This window comes from Polaromonas sp. P1_F2 (assembly GCF_056405735.1).
Genome location: NZ_JBFUBN010000016.1, coordinates 1 through 19370 on the forward strand (window position 1 = coordinate 1; position 19370 = coordinate 19370).

The 19370-nt window shown below is 56.1% G+C and carries 16 protein-coding genes; 7 read left to right on the forward strand and 9 right to left on the reverse strand.

The window, feature by feature from the left end; translation table 11 throughout:
- Positions 1-5 precede the first annotated feature (5 nt).
- The 7 genes from AC1D0O_RS23085 to AC1D0O_RS23115 all read left to right on the forward strand — a co-directional run bounded on the left by AC1D0O_RS23085 (position 6) and on the right by AC1D0O_RS23115 (position 7642).
- The gene (locus AC1D0O_RS23085) at positions 6-149 is read left to right on the forward strand and encodes a pilin (RefSeq protein WP_477655910.1); all 144 of its coding nucleotides are present in this window, start codon (positions 6-8) and stop codon (positions 147-149) included.
- Positions 150-224: 75 nt separating this feature from the next.
- Positions 225-2123 carry a tetratricopeptide repeat protein gene (locus AC1D0O_RS23090; protein WP_477655817.1) on the forward strand — a complete coding sequence of 633 codons (1899 nt, stop codon included), beginning with the start codon at positions 225-227 and terminating at the stop codon, positions 2121-2123.
- A gap of 37 nt (positions 2124-2160) precedes the next feature.
- On the forward strand, positions 2161-3048 hold the full coding sequence (locus AC1D0O_RS23095; RefSeq protein ID WP_477655818.1) for a glycosyltransferase family 2 protein: 888 nt from the start codon (positions 2161-2163) through the stop codon (positions 3046-3048).
- A 52-nt stretch (positions 3049-3100) separates the two neighbouring features.
- A complete protein-coding gene (locus AC1D0O_RS23100; protein ID WP_477655819.1) occupies positions 3101-4666 on the forward strand; it encodes a hypothetical protein in 1566 nt (521 codons plus the stop codon).
- A 39-nt stretch (positions 4667-4705) separates the two neighbouring features.
- Positions 4706-5803 (forward strand): glycosyltransferase family 4 protein, encoded by a 1098-nt coding sequence (locus AC1D0O_RS23105; protein WP_477655820.1) that lies wholly within the window; start codon positions 4706-4708, stop codon positions 5801-5803.
- 34 nt (positions 5804-5837) lie between these two features.
- Positions 5838-6821 carry a glycosyltransferase gene (locus AC1D0O_RS23110; protein WP_477655821.1) on the forward strand — a complete coding sequence of 328 codons (984 nt, stop codon included), beginning with the start codon at positions 5838-5840 and terminating at the stop codon, positions 6819-6821.
- 29 nt (positions 6822-6850) lie between these two features.
- A complete protein-coding gene (locus tag AC1D0O_RS23115; RefSeq protein WP_477655822.1) occupies positions 6851-7642 on the forward strand; it encodes a methyltransferase domain-containing protein in 792 nt (263 codons plus the stop codon).
- On the opposite strand, the gene AC1D0O_RS23120 is transcribed toward AC1D0O_RS23115, so the two are convergent.
- The 9 genes from AC1D0O_RS23120 to AC1D0O_RS23160 all read right to left on the reverse strand — a co-directional run bounded on the left by AC1D0O_RS23120 (position 7608) and on the right by AC1D0O_RS23160 (position 19356).
- Positions 7608-8495: a class I SAM-dependent methyltransferase gene (locus tag AC1D0O_RS23120; RefSeq protein ID WP_477655823.1), complete on the reverse strand. Its 888-nt coding sequence runs from the start codon at positions 8493-8495 to the stop codon at positions 7608-7610. The genes AC1D0O_RS23115 and AC1D0O_RS23120 overlap by 35 nt on opposite strands.
- A gap of 87 nt (positions 8496-8582) precedes the next feature.
- A complete protein-coding gene (locus AC1D0O_RS23125; protein WP_477655824.1) occupies positions 8583-9527 on the reverse strand; it encodes an NAD-dependent epimerase/dehydratase family protein in 945 nt (314 codons plus the stop codon).
- Positions 9524-10888, reverse strand: a complete 1365-nt coding sequence (locus AC1D0O_RS23130; RefSeq protein ID WP_477655825.1) for a glycosyltransferase family 4 protein — start codon at positions 10886-10888, stop codon at positions 9524-9526. The genes AC1D0O_RS23125 and AC1D0O_RS23130 overlap by 4 nt, the downstream gene beginning before the upstream one ends.
- 23 nt (positions 10889-10911) lie before the next feature.
- Positions 10912-12261: a glycosyltransferase family 4 protein gene (locus tag AC1D0O_RS23135; protein ID WP_477655826.1), complete on the reverse strand. Its 1350-nt coding sequence runs from the start codon at positions 12259-12261 to the stop codon at positions 10912-10914.
- On the reverse strand, positions 12258-13640 hold the full coding sequence (locus tag AC1D0O_RS23140) for a glycosyltransferase family 4 protein (RefSeq protein WP_477655827.1): 1383 nt from the start codon (positions 13638-13640) through the stop codon (positions 12258-12260). Before AC1D0O_RS23140 ends, AC1D0O_RS23135 begins: the two co-directional genes overlap by 4 nt.
- Positions 13637-15880, reverse strand: a complete 2244-nt coding sequence (locus tag AC1D0O_RS23145; RefSeq protein WP_477655828.1) for a class I SAM-dependent methyltransferase — start codon at positions 15878-15880, stop codon at positions 13637-13639. The genes AC1D0O_RS23140 and AC1D0O_RS23145 overlap by 4 nt, the downstream gene beginning before the upstream one ends.
- Positions 15873-17174, reverse strand: a complete 1302-nt coding sequence (locus AC1D0O_RS23150; protein ID WP_477655829.1) for an ABC transporter ATP-binding protein — start codon at positions 17172-17174, stop codon at positions 15873-15875. The genes AC1D0O_RS23145 and AC1D0O_RS23150 overlap by 8 nt, the downstream gene beginning before the upstream one ends.
- Entirely contained in the window at positions 17164-17973 is an 810-nt protein-coding gene (locus AC1D0O_RS23155) for an ABC transporter permease (RefSeq protein ID WP_477655830.1), read from the reverse strand. Before AC1D0O_RS23155 ends, AC1D0O_RS23150 begins: the two co-directional genes overlap by 11 nt.
- 102 nt (positions 17974-18075) lie before the next feature.
- The gene (locus AC1D0O_RS23160) at positions 18076-19356 is read right to left on the reverse strand and encodes a nucleotide sugar dehydrogenase (protein WP_477655831.1); all 1281 of its coding nucleotides are present in this window, start codon (positions 19354-19356) and stop codon (positions 18076-18078) included.
- Positions 19357-19370 lie beyond the last annotated feature (14 nt).

Sequence of the window (19370 nt, forward strand, 5' to 3'; positions counted from 1 at the left end):
CTGGCCTGCCTAGCGGCGCTTCCGGCAAAACGGTGGTGCTGCGTGGCACGGTTACAGACACGAGTACCGGCCAGGTGAAGTGGAGCTGCGGTGGCGGCACCAGCCCTGTTGAAGCCAAGTACCTGCCAAGTTCTTGCAAAGACTTCTGATCGATTGAATTGTCAAAAAAGCCCCTTGGCCTTTCGCCAAGGGGCTTTTTCTTTGCTTCTACGCTCTCCATTTCCATGCGAACTTCGCACATCATTGCGCTGGCTGCACTCGTCGTCAGTTCAGTTCTTGTGGCCGTTTATTGGCCGGGTTTGCAAGGAGGCTTCTTTTTCGATGACGGACCCAGCATCCTCTTTGCGCAGGGCGTGCGCCTGGAAAACCTTTCGCTGGAGTCGATTCATCAAGCGCTCCTGAGCGGCGGCGCGGGCCCTTCCGGGCGTCCGGTAGCGCAACTGAGTTTTGCGCTCAATTATTATTTCAGCGGTTTCAATCCGCTTGTGTTCAAGGCGACCAATCTTGCGATCCACCTGGCTTGTGGTTTCCTGGTGTTTTGCCTGGCGCACCGCATTCTGACCACCGCCACGTCCGTGGCGAAACAAAGTAACACGCTGATCGCATCCGGCGCGGTGGCTGCCTTGTGGCTGCTGCAGCCTATCCAGCTTCTTCCTGTTCTGCTCGTGGTGCAGCGCATGACGAGCTTGTCCGCTTTTTTTCTTCTCGCCGCCCTGCTGCTGCATATAAGCGGACGGGAACGAGGTGGCCAGACCGGTGCCGCCTGGATCCTGCTGGCGTGGGCGATTTTCTGGCCGCTGTCTTTTCTCAGCAAGGAAACCGGCGTACTTTTGCCTCTGTTTGTGCTCGCCTGGGAGGTGACTTTGCGCAAAGCCTCCTTTGGCAGGCTGGATCGTTTTGCCCTTGGCTTTATTGCCTTGACCGGGCTTCTGCTGGCGGGGGTGGGCGTGTATGTGCTGCTGGGGCGCGCGCAATGGTTGTGGGCCGGCTACGCTCTCCGCCCGTTCTCGCTCATTGAGCGACTGCTGTCGGAGGGGCGGATACTGTGGTTCTATCTCGGCCTGATGGTTGCGCCGCGAATAGGGTCGTTTGGCCTGTACCACGACGATATCGCTGTTTCCACCGGCCTGCTCTCTCCATGGACGACTTTGCCGGCGCTGCTCGGCTTGGCCGGCCTGGCCTGGCTGGCTTGGAGGGTCCGCAAAAGTGCGCCACTCGTGGCCTTCGGGATTACATGGTTCCTGGTTGGGCACAGCCTGGAATCCACCGTGCTGCCGCTGGAACTTGCCCATGAGCATCGCAACTACCTTCCTCTGCTGGGTGTCTTGCTGGTCGCCGCATGGGCACTGGTTCGCGCACTGGAGGGCCCGAGGCAGCACAGAACGGCGGGCCTCCTGCTTGCGGCGATCGCTCTGGGGTACTCTTCCTTTGTCACGGGGCTTCGCGCGAACCAGTTCGGCGATGAGCTGCGGCGTACCCAGATCGAAGCCCTGCACCACCCGGCCTCGGCCCGCTCCCGGCATGAAGCGGGGCTTGTCCTGTCCGACCTGCCGGACGCGACCCTGCCGGACTCGCGGATCTACGCTCTCGCCCGTGGGCACTATACGGCAGCCACCGAAGTCGATCCGAATTTCAAGATGAGCTTGCTTGGCTTGATCCAGCTGGACTGCAAGGCCAAAAATGCGGTGGAACGGGCCGAGATTGACGAGCTGTCCCGCCGCTTGCGTCAAACACGCTTTGCACCGGGCGACAGCGGCGCGCTCTACAGCCTCAAGGCAATGGCCATTGCGGGCACGGCATGCCTGACCAGGGCCGAAGTTGACGGCTTGTTCGCGGCCGCTCTTGCCAATCCCGATGTCTCGCCTGGGGTACAGTCCATCCTGCATTCCTGGCACGCAGACTACTTGTGGTTGCGCGAGCGCGACGGTCCGGCAGCCCGCACGGCCCTTGGAAGATCATTGGCGCTGAACCCGGGCAATCCGAGCAACCGCCTCAAATGGGCACAGCTGCTGCTCATTTCAGGGGAACGGGAGCAGGCGCGGCGCCTGCTGCTTGAGTTGCAAAACGAAAGCTTTTCGGCAGAAGAACGGCAAACAATCAACGAACTGCTGGCAGCAAAATAAGGTGACACGGCAGTTACGCGAACCACCCAGGCTTTCAATGACCCACACAATCAAAATCTCTGTTGTCATCCCCGCCAGAAATGAAGCGGCAAATTTGCGCGCCATCTTGCCCCAGCTTGTTGCGCTCCTGCCGGATGCCGAGATACTTGTTGTCGACGATGGATCGACTGACGACACGGCTGCCGTATGCCTTGAGTCCCGTGTCACGCACCTGTGGCATCCCTACCCCAAAGGCAACGGCGCGGCGATCAAAACCGGTGCACGCGCGGCGCAGGGCGAGGTGATTGTCTTCATGGACGGCGACGGCCAGCACAAGCCCGAAGATGTTCCCGCTCTGCTCGAAAAATACAGGCAGGGTTACGATATGGTGGTAGGCGCACGGCAGACGGGCTCGCAAGCCGGTCTTCATCGCGCCGCCGCCAATGACATCTTCAGCCGGTTTGCCAGCTGGATGGTGATGCAGCCGATTGCCGACCTGACTTCGGGATTCAGGGTGGTTCACGCAGCCCGGTTTCGCCAGTTCCTGTACCTGTTGCCCAACGGGTTTTCGTATCCCACAACCATCACCATGAGCTTTTTCCGCGCCGGTTACGGTGTGGCCTATGTTCCCATCCATTCACCCCGCAGGGCGAATGGCGCCAGCCATATTCACCCCCTGCGCGACGGCTTGCGGTTCCTGTTGATCATCATCAAGATAGGAACGCTTTTTTCACCGCAGAAACTTTTCCTCCCGATCAGCGCGGGCTTCTTCCTGAGTGGCCTGGGCTACTACCTGTACACCTATCTGACCGCCGGCCGTTTCACGAATATGAGCGCGCTGTTGTTTATCTCTGCAATTTTCACTTTTCTGATCGGCATCGTTTCCGAGCAGATCTCTGCGCTGCATTACAAGAATATCGATACCAGTGATCATGAAGGCGACTAGCGCGACCGCCGAGCAAGGCATCCCATCCATTGCCGGCCCTTGAGTACTGAACATGACTCAAAATTTCACCTTCCTCAAACTCGCTCGCAGCGTACCGCCTCCCATGAGGCTGAGCCTCATCGTCCTGGTGATGCTGGCGGCGGTGTTGGGGCTGATGCAGTATGCGACAGGTGGCCGAGTCGCCTATACGATGGACTCATTGACCTACCGCGATGCCGCGCTCCAGTTCCTCTCGGGTCACCCGATGCAGGCTACCAATGTGTTCTCGCCGGTGCCTGAGTTCCAGCCCCTGGTTCATTGGCCGCCGGCCTATCCGGCACTCTGGGCGGCTACCCTGAGCCTGGGAAGCGGGGATATCGACAAAGTCTCTTCCCTGCTGAATCCGATGCTGCTGGCGATCACCAGCCTGTCCATCTTCTGGATTTGCTGGATGGTCACCGGCAGAGCGGTCATCGCCGGCATCATGGGGATCGTCAACGCGTTTACGCCGATGAGCATGATTGTTTATGGCCATGCTTGGAGCGAAACGCTTTTTATCTCCCTGTTGTTGCTGGCCTACGCGGCATTCTGGAAGTATCGGATATCCCGGGAGAAAATCATCTGGCTTGCCGTTGCCGCCGTCCTTATAGGAAGCAGCAACTGGGTTCGATACGCCGGGGTGATTTTCCGGCCTCTGTTGGGATTCTCGGTTTTCACGGCGTCGGGTTCCGTCGTAGGCAAGCGGATCGCGCATGCTGCGGGCGCCATGCTGCTGGGCGCTGCAGTGGCCGGTCCGCTGTGGCTTCGCAACTGGCAGCTGACCGGGAACATTTCGGGCTCAAGCCGCGGGGGCGTGACCAGGGTCGACAGGTTCTTCGAGGATATGACGACCATTCTTGACCTCTTTGAGCATTCTTTTTTTGCATTCAGCATGGTGCTGCGCGCGAACCTGGAGGTTCCAATTCTCATTGCGGCTGCTTTTGTAGCCTATAAAGCTTTTCGCCGCAGTGGCATTCAGTGGCTTCGCCCCCCCGAAATCTGGCTGCCTCTTGTCTGGCTGACCGGTTATCTGATGTTCCTGCTTTATGCCAGGAAAGTCCAGGTCACGGTTGATTTGGATCTGCGCATGCTGGCAGTGGGGTTTCCCTTTCTGCTTCTCGCGATGGCGCCTGCGGTAAGTGCTGCATTCTCGGAACGTTCTTTGGAGACCCGCAAAGTATTGATGGTCTTGCTCCTGGGCCTGCTGGTTTACGCCGGTCTGGACCAGGCGCAGAGAGTCCACCAAAGCTACGCGTCCGATGGGATACCCCGCTGGCGCTCCAACTTCGGCCTTGGATTCCGGGATTTGCGCGATACCTCACCGATCAGCCGCGCGCTCAAGGAAAGTATCGGTCCCGTCAACTCTTCCACAGTCGTGCTGACGGACTATCGCGCCCTTTACCTCAGGTATTTGACCGGGGCAAAGGTGTACTCCCCCGGCAATGGCTGCGCGTACTGGCAGGATGTGCCGAATGGTGGCACTCTGTTTATCGGTGCCGCGAAATTGCCGGAATGGGCCTTGAACTGCCTGGAAGAAAAACCGCGATGGCGGCTGCTGTGGCCCTCCGGGAAAGCCGTACCGTCGATGTATGCTAATTGATGGTATGCAGATTTGGAAAGTCATAGTTTGAACATCCTGATGAGCAGCACCTCCTATCCGGAAAGCCCTCTGGACTGGCGTGGCCGTTTCATTGCCAACCAGGCGGGCGCGCTGGCGCGGCGCGATGACGTCCATCTTTCGCTTTGGGCGCCGCCGGGCGAGTTGCCGGCCGATGTGGCTGCTGCCACGACTTCAGCCGATGCACGATGGCTGAGGCGGCTGTCGCAACAAGGCGGTATCGCGCACCTGCTTCGTACTCGACGGGTGATGGCTCTTGGGAGCATCCTGATCTTGCTGGTACGACTGGGCCGCGCCTATCGACGCCGCCCCGTCGACGTCTTTCACGTCAACTGGCTCCAGAATGCCTTGCCCTTGTTGGGTACCAGGACACCGGCGCTGATCACTGTGCTGGGAAGCGATTTTGGCTTGTTGCGCCTGCCAGGCATGAAGGCCATGTTGCGAGCTGTGCTGCGGCAACGCCGCGCGATCCTGGCCCCCAACGCCGAGTGGATGCGGCCGGCCTTGGAGCAGGCCTTTGGTGACCTGACTGAAATCCGCCCGATTGCTTTTGGCGTGGATGACCCCTGGTTTAAAGTGGCGCGCCAGCCTCCGGCAGGCAACGCGCGGCATTGGCTGGCGGTGAGCCGGTTGACCCGCGACAAGATCGGCGACCTGTTCGCCTGGGGCGAAGGGCTTTTTGGGGATGCACGGCAATTGCACCTGTTTGGCCCCATGCAGGAGAAACTTGAACTTCCATCGTGGATTCAGTACCACGGCCCCACGCATCCGGCGGACCTGCTGGAAAACTGGTTCCCCAAGGCCTGCGGATTGATCACCCTGAGTCGTCACGATGAGGGGCGGCCGCAGGTGATGCTGGAGGCCATGGCCGCGGGCCTGCCAGTGCTTGCTTCCGACTTGCCGGCCCATCGAGATATGGTGCAACATCGAGGCACAGGCTGGCTTGCGGCCAGCCGTGAGGAACTGGGCCAGGGCCTGGACTGGCTGGAGGATACCGCGCATAACCAGGCGACAGGGCAGGCGGCTCGCGGCTGGGTCAGGGAATCGATAGGCACCTGGGACGATTGCGCCGGCCGCTATGCGATGGCCTACCGGGACCTTCTGGAGCACCGCACGTGATCGAGGGAGCGGGAAAATAATGAATGGTGCAGCCATGAAATCAGGCTCCGCGGAGGTGGCTCTGTCCAAGCTCGGCATAGCAGGGGCTTCTTCGCTGGAACACCCCGCCGGCCCTCTCTCAGATTCGGTGTGCGCGATCATCGTTACATACTTTCCCGGTGGGCAATTCGGTGAGCAGCTTCGAGGCTTGATGCCCCAGGTGGCGCGTGTGGTCGTTGTCGACAATACCCCGGAAGAAGGTGCGGCTCGCAAGCTGGAAGGCATGCTTCATGGCCTGCCCCAGGTCCATCTCATCTCGAACCGGGCCAACCTGGGCATTTCAGCCGCGCTGAACCAGGGCCTCCACCACGCCGTGAATGCCGGATGCAAATGGGCGCTGACGCTTGACCAGGATACCCAATGCTATCCAGACATGGTGAGCTCGCTTCTAGCCGTGTGCGAAGCCTGTATGCCTACGCCCGCCGTGGTCGGGGGCAACTATCTCGATCCCAGAAGCAGGCATCCCAAGGTCGCGATCGGCGAAGCCGGGACTTTCCTGGTGCAAAAAACGGTCATTACCTCCGGAACCTTGGTGGGCGCCCGCCTGGCGCTGGCGATAGGGGGGTTCAGGGAGGACTATTTCATCGATCAGGTGGACCATGAGTTCTGCCTGCGGGCCAGGGCGCACGGGCTGCAGGTGGTCATCAGCCGGAAGCCTGTCATGGCCCACAGCGTAGGCGAATCCGGCGGGGTGCGGATGCCCTGGCTGGGAGTCCTGCCAAACCACCCGCCGGTGCGCAAATACTATATTGCCCGCAACACGGTGGTGACGGTGAAGGCCTACTGGCGGCGGGAGCCGCAGTGGTGCCTGCGGCGGCTGGCCCGCCTGCTACTGGGGCTTGGAGGCATGGTCTTTCTGGAGAAGCAAGGCTTCGCAAAAGTCCGTGCATTCACTAGTGGAATCGCGGATGGCTTGCGCGGGCGCATGGGGCCTTGCACGCGAGAGGCGGTTCTCCACCCCCATGCCGGTGCATCCTAGATTCCCGCTGAAATTTGACTGACAGTGCCATGATTCAACGAGCCATCAAGATACTTCAATCTCGTGGAATCTCGGGCCTGCTGCACGCGGCTCGCGTCCGCGTGCGCGGCTTGTTGGCGAAGCCGTCGGCGCTCTTCGTTACCCACCAGAACGCGTTTGCAGGAAAGTCGGGAATTGAAATCGGCGGCCCTAGCCGAGCCTTCTCCCGGGGCGGCGTTTTTCCTGTCTATCCGATCGTTGGAAATCTCGACAACTGCAATTTCCGATCGAGCACGGCGTGGGAAAAGAATCTCCGACAAGGGCAAACCTTCCAGTTTGATCCGGGAAAGCCCGCTGGCCTGCAGTACCTCGCCGAGACAACAGCCTTGAGTGAACTCCCTTCCAGCGCCTACGACTTCGTGCTTTCTTCGCACATGCTGGAACATACCGCCAACCCCATACTCGCCCTGCTGGAGTGGAAGCGTTTGCTGGCCGATGGCGGAACCCTGGTGCTGCTACTTCCCGATAAACACCACACTTTTGACCACCGGCGCCCGGTGACAACCCTGGAGCACCTTATCGACGACTTCAATGCCGGAAGAGGGGAGGACGATTTGACCCATTTGCCGGAGATTCTGGCGCTGCACGACCTGGAGCGCGATCCCGATGCGGGGGACATGGAGGCCTTCAAGGCACGCTCCCTGCGCAATGTGGAAAATCGATGTTTACACCACCATGTGTTCGATAGGCATCTTGCAGTTAATTCTGTCGAACACATTGGGTTAAAAGTTCACGCAGTTGAAGAGATTAGTCCACACCACATATTGTTATTGGCTTCTTAGGGGTTAGCACGGCAATATCTTGAAAATCATGGATGCCGCCATGATGGTAATCGACTACCTCGAACCATTTGCCCCAATGTTCACGCAAGTAAGCCTCGGGTACGAAGCTAATGCCGTACTCAAACGGCATATCAATTATTTTTTCCGGTGAGTTTCCTTGAAACCAATCGCGGATTCTTTCGAAAAAGGGAAAATTCTGTACTGAGGTAGTTAAATGGCCCCGTTGCAAGATAAACGCGTGCCGATTGCTGGAAAAATCTTCTCGTGCTTTCTGGAATCGAAATTTGTCCATATCAAGCATGTTGAGAATGAGTGGCTCGTTAAGCGCGCGATCTAGCGCGCGCTTACCATGCACTGTGATGAACAATAGCCCCCCGGGACGACATACTCGGTAAAGCTCGGCAAGAAATTGGTCCTGACTGTTTTCGTTGAGATGAGTAAAGATGGAAATGGAAATAACCGCATCAAACTCATTGTCTAAATAGGGGATTGGGGGTGTGACCTTGGAAAGTTTAGCTTTCATAAAGGTCAAGTTTTCATTAACCCAGTCAACGTGCCTGCTATCAATATCGCATCCGGAAATTTTGTTTGGATGATTCATGAACATCCGGGCGAGCCTTCCGCATCCGCAGCCGAAATCAAAAATAGACTCATACTCTGTTAGTGGTTTTGGAGAGGCTAGAGTAAGTGCTCGATAGATGTCAGTACCATGCGCCGCAAAATCCCGTTCACTCTGCAAGCCCGAAACATTGCACATTAGTTCCTTGGGCGGAAAAGGGCTGACATAACGAAGCAACGAAGTATCCTCGAACACCTTCGTACGATTTAGTGTCATCCACTCGTCAAAACTCATCGAAGTTCCTGTAGATACATCCGCTAAGAAGTTCGAATTAGATGGGACCATTTTGTGGTTGCTTGTGTCTATAGTCATCTTTTTGGCTTATGGTCTGGGGGGTGTAGTGCTATTGCTCTTTAGCCACTGGACTGTCCGAGATAAGCCTTCGACAAAAGGGACTTGCGGTTTCCAGTTTAGGAGTTTGGTGGCTTTCGAGATATCTAGGATGCTTATCGGGACATCAAATGCCCTGGCCGGCAAATATGATCTTTTTACGGTTGCTCCGAGCAAGATTTCGATGGCATCGAGAATTTCGTTCAGACTTTGGCCAACACCACTACCAATGTTAAATACACGGCTACTTCCCTCGTAAGCAAGGGCTGTTGTCAAGGCCGATACAGCATCGCTCACATGAAAATAATCACGTACAACAGAGCCATCTCCCCAAATTTCAATGCTCTCATTGCGGAGTGCTTTGTCGAGAAATACTGCAACTGCCCCCTGAGCTGCCGCTATGCGTTGCCGCTCGCCAAATGGGTTGGCCATGCGTAAAACGCAGTACTCCATCCCGTGCAGCAAGTGAAACAGGTGGAGGTATTTTTCGATCGTCAACTTGGCGATCCCATATGAACAGATGGGCTCCGTGGGGTGAGACTCCTTGATGGGAACCTCCTGTGGTATCCCATAGACCGTTCCGCCGGAAGAGGCAAAAATGATCTTTCGAATCTTGTGCTCTCGCGCCGCCTCCAGCAAATGCAACGTGCCAACCACATTGGTCTCGACGTCGTAGGCCGGATTCTCGTTGGAAGAGCGCGGTAGGGTGGTGGAGACCAGGTGATAGACAACGTCACATCCAGAAACGGCATGAGCGACATGCTCGCGATTGACGAAATCACCTTCAAGCCACTCAAGCGACGCATGGGAACGCGATGACGTGAAGCGAAGCAGATTGGGGCGATCGAAGATGCGCACTTCATATCCCTGCGCCAAAAGGGCTTCACTCAGATGAGACCCCAGAAATCCCCCGCCTCCAAGAATGAGACATCTCATTTTTCCTCCCGCCGTTCCACCAGAACTGTATCGTAGAGAGTCTGAAGTTCGTCCGCATACTCCGAGATCGTTTTTGGGTAGACGGCGTTCGCCGTCAACTGTCGATGTAGATCCCGGTCACGGGCCAGCCGCTCTATGGTTCTGGCAAGGCCGGAAACGTCCCCAGCTTCGAACAGCAGGCCATTTCTTTCATGTTCGACCACTTCCGTCATACCGCCGAAATTCGAGGCAATAACCGGGCAGCCGGCCGCCTGGGCAGAGTAGATGACCAAGGGCGTATTCTCGTACCAGATTGAAGGTACGACCAGAACATCCAGATCCGCGAAGATTTTTCCAATCTGTTCATTCTTGAATGTCCCGCAGAAGCGAATGCGGTTGTCCGCGTCTGCAAGCTGTAGCAACTTCTCAAAGTACCTTGGGTAGAGATCCGTTCTTCCGTAAATTTTCAACTCCAGGGGCATGGTCTCTGGCAGAAGCCGGACCGCGCTTATCAGCAGGTGCGCCCCTTTATGTTCGCTCAGTCCGCCTATGAAACCGATGCGAATCCTTCCCGCAGCGTCCGGTATGTGCGTTTCACGCGCGACGGCGCGGATACCAAATCGGCTGAAGACTATTTTGCCCGGTTTCAAGCCATTTGCTATCAGCATCTCTTGCATGAGATGGGTGGGTGCCACTACGCGATCCAGCTTGTTCATCCGCTCCCTCAGAAAACCTGGACGCTGGTAAAGGGCGCGCACCATGGGAGAAAACCGGGATCCAGCAAATGCGCCGCGATTGACAGCTCCGATCAGTGTCGAAACCACTCGATGAGGCAGGCGGTTGAACACCCATGATATGGGTTGCGGCTGGCTATTGTTAACCGCGTGCTTCATGCAGTTAACGGCATCTGGATCAGGGCCATTGCATGATGAATTGTCCGGCAGGCGAAGTTGGTTGTTGGGACAAATTAGCCAGAAGTCCGTAGGCGTCATCACCATTGGTATGCCGAGCTCATGACATGCATCTATGGCAGATGCAGAGAGCAATCCCAAGTGAAAAAAATGCGCGATATTCGGCTTGAATTGCGCTAGGTAGCCTCGAAACCAGCGAGCAAAGAAAAGGTTGTTGTACTCCGCCTCGGCAACATTTGATTGCTCTCCCATTGGGGCGGCATCATGCATGAATCTGTGAACCTGAATGCCTTCATATTCGTATGTATCAAAGCGCTGGGAATCCACCAAGCCGGGTCGGGCCGGGAAACCGGTGCAAATCTCCACATCGTGCCCCAGACTTTGCAATTGCTTGGCCGTGTTGAAGGTCAGTATCTCCGTTCCGGATGAATAATCGGGTAGAAAAACATGGGTAGTGAGGAGGACTCGCACTGCAGCTACCTTCTTATGGATTACTACGCATCGAATCTGACAATAGATTCGTAGATGCGGACAACTTCCTCGGTCATTTCGCGAGTAGTGCGATGGTATTCAGTGGTTTTCGACATTCTGTTAATCATCGCGGGATCTTGGACGACTCTCAGCAACACTTTCTCCAGATCATCGACGCTCCCCCGGAGAAACACAAAACCGTTTCTCCCATCCTCGACAAACTCGGTCATTCCCTCTACGTCGGAAACAATGACCGGCGTGTGCGTTGCTAAAGAATTCAGGAGAACCAAGGGGCTGTTCTCGTACCAACGAGAGGGAATTACCAGGAAGTCAATTCCTAAGAACACATCAGCAAGCTGATCCTTGGGGAAAGTTCCGTGAAAGAAAATGGCCATCCCCGATGCTTTGTGCCTAAGCGAAGATACGTATTCAGGGTCTTGGTCTTCCGATCCATAAATATGCAATTCTGCACCGGATGGCAAGCGGGCAAATGCATCGACTAATACATCGGTGCCCTTGTGGGGGGTTATCTGTCCAATATAGCCAAACCTTACTGGCGCACCTACGAGGGGGGCCGTCTTTGGTGTGCGAGGGACATCGACGCCAAAGTGCATTACGTGCAGCGGCGTAGATAGCCCATTTGCCAAGTAGGCGCGCCTTAGAAAACGAGTTGGCGCAATCGCCGCTCGATACGCCGCGTAGTGACTCAACAGAATGTCAGGCCTCTCTGCGATATCCGCAACTAGTCTTGCCAGCCTCCCATGCCTTACATTGGGAAGTCGGGTAGCGAACCGCAATGCCCGTGCCATCGCCGATAAACCAGAAGGATACCGCCCCAGCAAACTAGCCGTCACGCCAGCCTGACCACTGCCAGTCCTCGCCTTCAAGTAACACGTCAGGCAGTTGGTTCGATCAGCACTTGGCCCGTCGCATAGAGTTCCGTCGGCGGCCTCTAGACGATTATTAAAACAGATTCCAAAAAAATCCGTAAGTGTCGTAATCGCAGGAATTCCCAATTCCTCGGTCGCATCGAGCAATGACGCCGTATGATTTATAAGGTGGGTAACGTGTACAAGGTCGGGCTTAATCGCGGAAAGCAATTGCTTATGCAGTTCAAGGAGAGTTGCCTGGTAGTATGTTTCTCTAACAGTATGGTGAGGGTGGTAATTCTTGTCCAAGCAGTACACCGGGATGTCCATATATTCATACATGGTGATTGCCGATTTACGCTTTGCCTCCCCTGGATACACAGCGCTTACAACAACCGGTTCATGCCCCATGGCAATCAAATTGTTCGCCAACTCCAGCGTATAAGTTTCAGTCCCGTAAAAGTGGTCTGGAAAGAAGCAGTGAACAAAAAGAGCAATCTTCATTTGCGCTCGTCAATCATGCTGCGGTAAAGAAAGTCGTATTTCTTGATCATTTGTTCAACTGGAAATAACGATTCCGCGCGTAGCCGATTTCTTTCTCCGACTCGGCGCCTCATTTTCCGATCATCCAGTAACTTGATAATGATGCTCGCAAGCCGGTCGATATCTCCGACTGCAACAAGCAGTTCATCGTCATCAACAATCTCCTCCACCCCGCCTACCTTGTAGCCAACTACGGGAATCCCCATGCTCATTGCGAAAGAGCTCACTTGACCAAAGCTTTCCTTCCACACCGGGGCCACAAAAACGCTCATCTGTGCGTAGATATCCGGAAGCTCTCCATAAGGCACGGCTCCCGTAAAAGCAAATGAGTTCGCCACCCCATGAGCAAGAACGGCCTGTTTATAAGGAACAAGAAAACTTCCATCACCAACAATGAGAATTTTCGTATCCGGCCTGCGTTTGGCCACTTCTATAAAAACGTCGATTGACTGCTGACTCAATTTGTCAGGCTCAAGTCGATAGACCATGCCGATGCAGTTCTCCGGGATATCGCCAGTTCCTCTGCGTGAAAAAAAGTTCACTTCGCTCCCCGGATGGATGACGACACTGCTCTCGCCAGAACGGCCGAAACTCCGCATGACATAGTCGCTTACATACACATAGTGCCGAACAATTTGGCAGCGATATGGGACAACGGGCGTATTTACATTCTCGACAACCTTGCAGCCAATCTCCGCCGCCGCGCGGAAGACTTTGTCGTACCAACCGAAGTCTACGTCTCCCCAATAATGCACATGAAGCACATCCGGCTGGAATTTCTTTAGAAATGCCACTATTTCATAGGGACTTCTGCACTCATGAACAGCGACCCCTTGATATGCATTGGGTGCCGGAATAAAGCCAGTAAGGATTTCCTGGTGATATATGTGGCCAAGACCCTCTACGATATCCACCACAAGGCGTGAAGAGCCACCAGTCATGAAATTTGCGATTGCATGAAGCACCCGGAACTGCGGGTGAGCGGCTGATGCCAACCGAACTTGATACGCAGCTACCTGACGAGGACCTGCAAAACGGCGAAAAATCCTCTTTAAATTTCTCGTCAAAGGCCGGAGAAGCCACTTTAGGACATCAGGAACAATGCAGGAAATCGTTAGGTAAGCGACCATGGCGATTTTCTTGCTGGAACGCTTTTCCCGGGTTAAGACATTCCAAAGACGTTCAACTTTATAAACATCGTTTTCGGCGCGCTGCAACTCAATCCGCAAAGAGTTAATACGCGATTGACTATCCATCAGCTCTTGCTGAAGTTCGTTTTGGATCGCATCGCTGCGTTCCGAACCGAATATTGATTTGTCAGGTGATGTACCGGAGTTCACGTGATTTTTTGGCGTAAAAAAGTGGATATTGGCCGCAAGACTGCTTTTAGCCTGGTGGGCACCAGAACGACCGCTAGCAGATAGAAAATCCGTATAACCCCACGAAAAGATTTCGGATCATTCTGCAACGCCTTCTGCAGTCGAACTCCAGGAGAAGATCGCAGCTCAGTCAGATCACGAATAATTTTCTCCAACTGCTCATCGTTTCCTCTGAGTCGTACGGCGAAGCTGCCATCGTCTTGAAGACCACGTCCAGCAACGTAAGCCTCCAAATGATGAAGACTGTCGGCGCAACGACTGGCAATGTCTAGAATTTGCGCGGCCTCCCGAAGTCCAAACGTGAAAGGGTGCTCGATATCGCCGTAGATTTCTCTCCAGTTGCCTCTCAAGGCTTGTTCCGCGAGAGATATTCCTCGAGTCCAGAATGCCCTGGCGCCCTCTTTGTTACCAGCCTGAAGCGACAACATGCCTGCAAGCCGACAGGCATCCACCGTCTTGGTGGCAAGCAAAGGGCTGTAGACAAGGGGATCTGCCGCCGCACAGTTTCGAAACGAATCAAGAGATTTGCCCAATTCACCAATGGATTGCCAAAGAAGGCCACGGACATACATAAGGGAAATTGCCCATCGCCTAAACTGCGGTCTGGGGTCATTCCAATCGACGTAGGTGTCAATTTTCACAATCATGGTACTGACGGAGGCCGGCGTTGGTCGATCGGGAGATTCGAGTAGACCATATGCTAGAACACACAAGGCAGCACCAGTGTCCGGAGAGCTGGCGGATGATGCAGCCAGCGCGCGTTCTGCAAGTGCAGTCCTCTGACGTAAGTTACGATTGCGCCAGCCGATGCTAACAATGCCGCGTATAAGCCAAGGGTTTTCATAGTCGCGCGCAAAAGCCACGGCGTTTGGTGCTACGCCCTTCCAACGAAGGGCCGTTTCCTTGTACGGAGCACTCTTGGATTCGACCGGGTCTTTCATTCCCACAACTAACCACCATTCGGTTTCTACGGGTTGTTTCCCTTCTGGAGGAAACTCGAATAGCGAGCGATGTTTCTTGCCAAGCTTCATGCCTCCACCGGCAGTTTGCGCATAGGCTGCCTCCAGCATAAAGTGCGATTGGACTTCTTTTGCCAAGCGTCCCCAATCGTAGACATGCAGATGATGGGAATTGGGATCCATTCCTTCCTCATTTATCCGCAGATTGGGCACGCTGGCGATAAAGCGGCCGCTAGGCCGAAGGACTCGCTTCGCCTCGGCAATCAATTGTTCCGGATCAAGAACATGCGCCAGCGTTCCAAAGGAAATGAACACATCTACGGAGTTATCTGGCAAAAAGCTCAGGTGCTGGGCATCTGCGACACGAAATGAAATACGTCCGTCTTTCTCCGAAAAATTTTCGGATGCGTAGCGAATGCACTTGTCGTCGAGATCGGTGCCTATTACAGATGCTGCAAGGCTTTGCCATACCAGGAGATGGCTGCCGTCACCCATGCCGCAGGCCGCATCCAGCACCGTATCGCCTTCCCGGATGTAGTTGGTCGCCAGATGGTAGCGCGCCATGTGCGCATCCGATTGGCGGCCGGTTTCGCGCGACATATCCCTGCGCAGGTTCCGATGCTCGATGAGTGTGCTGAGCGGATGCAGCGACAACACATCGGGGGGGATTTTTTCCAGCGGTATTGCGATGTGGTCGTCCTCCAATTCCAATGCGTGAAAGGGGATGACCTGATAGTAGTGCGGATGCTTTCGAAAGCCGGCCGCAAACGCGGCTTCTTCCCACCAGCCACGATCTCGGGTCTTGGGACTCTTTCGTCCGCCACCATCAGAGCCGACGCGCGCGCACAGGAAAAGACTTCGCCGGCAAACTCGATGCAGCTCAAGCAGTGCCGGTGTGATATCCCGCACGGCAGGATGTTCGAGGCCGCCCGTGCTGACCACGACTTCGAAACTGGCATCAGGGAAGGGCAACGCAAGCATGGGGGCGGTATGAAACCGCCCCGGCATAAAGCTGTTACCGTGCGCGGTTGCGATCGGTGAAGCCTCCACACCCTGCGCGTCCGCTCCCTGCTTGAGCAATTCGCGAACCACGGTTTGCGTGCCGCTGCCTACAACAAGGATGCGGCCCACCCCGCAAGTGCTGAGAATTTTCCGGGCAAGGAGTGCGGGATCGCCAATCGACGCCGTACCTTTGCCAGGATACTTCTCGTTTTCGTCGCTGACATCCGAATCGTCAGCCACGAAGCGTCGCCTTTCCCCGTAAGTCGCACAAGCCGCCAAAGAAATATTCACGCGAGTTCATTTCCACGCGGAAGGATCCGATTTCGTCGCGCCAATGGAGAACCTGCTGCGCTCCATAATGCCTGTCCAATTCTCGAGAGACGAACGCCTGCACCTCGTAAGTCCCCGCGCCGAGGTTGCATTCAAGGGCCAACGTGACGACGATTTTCTCCCCGCTGCGGAAGGATTTATCCCAGAAGATTTCTCCTTGATCGCGGCCTGCCCAGATTGAAATGTCCTGGTTGAGCGTCCCCCATGAATAGATTTTCCAGCCTTGCAGGGTCCTGATGACTGTGGAGACATTAAGGTGGTCGAGCGCAGTTTCCAGCGATACCGTCACCTCGAAATTCATCCGCTCCCCGGGGTGGAAAACGCTGCAGGGTTCGCCGTCGCTATCCAGCATGCGTAGCCCGACGACTTCTGCCCCGCCGATGCCATATTCGCCGTCGCGGTCTTTCGCCGCGGATACCGGAGGGCGGGTGGTGATTGATTCCTCCTTGGCCACGCGGAGTGCTTCACTTTCGAACAGGACTTTCCGATACCGATGGCTGGCTTCGGACGTCTTCCCCCAGAACAAGGCAGTGCCTTGCGCCAGCAGCAAGGCCCGGCTGGTCAGCGTGCGCACGAGCTCATGATCGTGGGATACCAGGATGACGGTCACTCCGCGCTCCTGCATCTGCTTGATTCGTGCATAACAGCGCTTCTGAAAGAACGCGTCTCCCACCGCAAGTGCTTCGTCGATAACCAGGATGTCCGGGTCGACATGGACCGCGACCGCAAACGCCAGCCGCAAATACATTCCGCTTGAATAGGTGCGAACGGGTTGGTCCATGAATTCACCAATTTCGGCGAAAGCGGCAATTTCATGGAAACGTGCCTTCATGTCCTCCTTTGGGACGCCGATTACCGCGCCCTGGAAGTAGACGTTCTCCCGACCAGTAAATTCAGGGTTGAAACCCGCGCCCAATTCCAGCAGTGCTGAAATCCGCCCGTTAATTTCCACCGAGCCCGATGTCGGCTTGAGGATTCCGCAAATCAGCTGCAGCAGCGTGCTTTTACCTGACCCATTTCGGCCGATGATGCCGATGGTCTCTCCCTTTTTGATCTCAAATGAGACATCCTCCAGGGCGGTGAATTCGCGATGAAATCGCATCCGTCCTAACGTCAAAGCTTGTTTGATCCGATCGCCGGGATGACCAAAAATACGGTAAGTCTTGGTCAGGTTTTTGACGGAAATGGCGACATCAGAGTGCATCGGCAAACTCCTCCCGGCTGTGCTGGAAGAAGGCGTAACCCAGCACCGATACAACCAGGCAAGAACCCAGCGCAATGCTCCACGCACTCCAGTCAATGGATTGCCCGGTGACGGCGGCGCGGGAGGCTTCGATGACTATTCCCAGTGGGTTGTATAAATAGGCGGGCCGTAAAACAGTGGGTACCGCATCCACCGGATAAAACACGGGAGACAGAAACATCAGCATTTGCACGAACATGGGAATGATCTGGGTCATATCTTTGATGAATACGCCCCACGCCGCCACAAACCACGAAAGACCCAGGGCCAGCAACAGGACGGGCAGTAGCAAGAGCGGGAAAAGCATGACCTGTCCGTGAATGCCGCCCACCCATGCCAGCGCGGCAACCAGGATCAGGAAGTTGAATGTGCCATGGACCAGGGCCGCACCCAGCGGAACCACGGGCAGGATATGCACAGGGAAGATGATCTTCTTCACAAAGCTGGGGTAACCGCGTACGGCTGCCGGCGCGCGGGAAACCGTCTCGGCGAAGACATTAAAAGTGATCAAGCCGCTGTAAAGCAGCAGCCAGAACGGCAGGCCGCTGTCCTGTTGGGGCCAGCGGGTCTGGAAGACCTGGCCGAAGATGAAGGCAAAAATCGCCAGCATCAGCAACGGGCTGAGGAAAATCCACAACACGCCGAACATCGCGCCCCTGTAGCGCAGCAGCACGTCCCTCTTGATGAGCTGGCCGAGCAGGTAGCGGTGGCGCCAGACGTCTGCGAAGATCCGCACCGGGTTCACGATGACCGCGCTCATGACGGGAAAGCGGGTCCGCATGCCCGCAGGAAAAGGCCGGCAGGGCCGGTGCCTGTTGGCGGGTGCTGAGGCAGAGTTTTCATTGTTTTAGTGGGCGGTGGCTTACAGGCGCCAGACCGCGAACCCCTCCGCATTGAGCCTGTCACCATCAAACCGCGCCTTGACATCGATAAAACATCCGCCATGTTTCAGCTTGTCGACATAGGACGCGTGCGGTTTGGACAGAAATGGTTCGTGGGCCACCGCAACCACCACAGCGTCCGCTTGCGGCAATGAATCCCAGGCAATCAGCTCGACGCCATACTCCAGCCGCGCCTCGGCCGCATCGGCGACCGGGTCATGCACGAACACCTCTACGCCGTAGGCGCGCAGTTCGGTGATCAGGTCCCATACTTTGGAATTGCGCAGGTCCGGCACATCTTCCTTGAAGGTGATCCCCAGCACATTGACCTTGGCGCCTTTGATGTGCCTGTCCGCCTGGATCAGCTGCTTGACGGTCTGCTCCGCAATGAACTTGCCCATGTTGTCGTTGATGCGACGCCCCGCGAGGATCACTTCGGGGTGGTAGCCCAGCATCTCGGCTTTGTACGTCAGGTAGTAGGGATCGACGCCGATGCAGTGCCCGCCGACCAGACCCGGGCGGAAAGGCAGAAAGTTCCACTTTGTCCCTGCCGCTTCCAGCACCTCCAGCGTGTCCAGGCCCAGCATGTTGAAGATGACGGCCAGCTCGTTCATCAGGGCGATATTCAGGTCCCGCTGCGTGTTCTCGATGACTTTTGCGGCCTCCGCCACCTTGAGCGACGAGACTTTGTGCACGCCTGCGCTGACGACTTTTTCATACAGCGCCGCAACACGCTCCAGGGTATCGGGGCCGTCTCCGGCCACCACCTTGACCGTGTTCGCGAGCGTGTGCTGCCTGTCGCCGGGGTTGATACGTTCCGGGGAGTAGCCGACGTGGAAGTCTTGCCGCCATTTGAGGCCCGATATCCGCTCGAGCACAGGAATGCAGATTTCTTCGGTGGCGCCTGGGTAGACGGTGGATTCGTAGATGACCGTTGCGCCCGGTTTGAGTTGCGCGCCGACGGTTTCACTGGCGCGGATAAGAGGCGTGAAATCGGGCTTGCGGGCGGCGTCGATCGGTGTTGGAACCGCGATGATGAAGACGTCGGCGCCTGCCAGTTTGGCGGAGTCTATGGTGAAGGTCAGCTGGGTGGCGGCACGCATGTCCGGCTCGGCGACCGTGCCGCTGGGGTCCAGGTGCTTGTGATAGCTCTCGATTTTTTGCGCAGAAAGATCGTAACCAATGGTCGGCATCAACCGGCCGAACGCAACGGCCAACGGAAGACCGACGTATCCGAGTCCGATTACTGCGACTACTTCCATGATTCTTGTTTCCC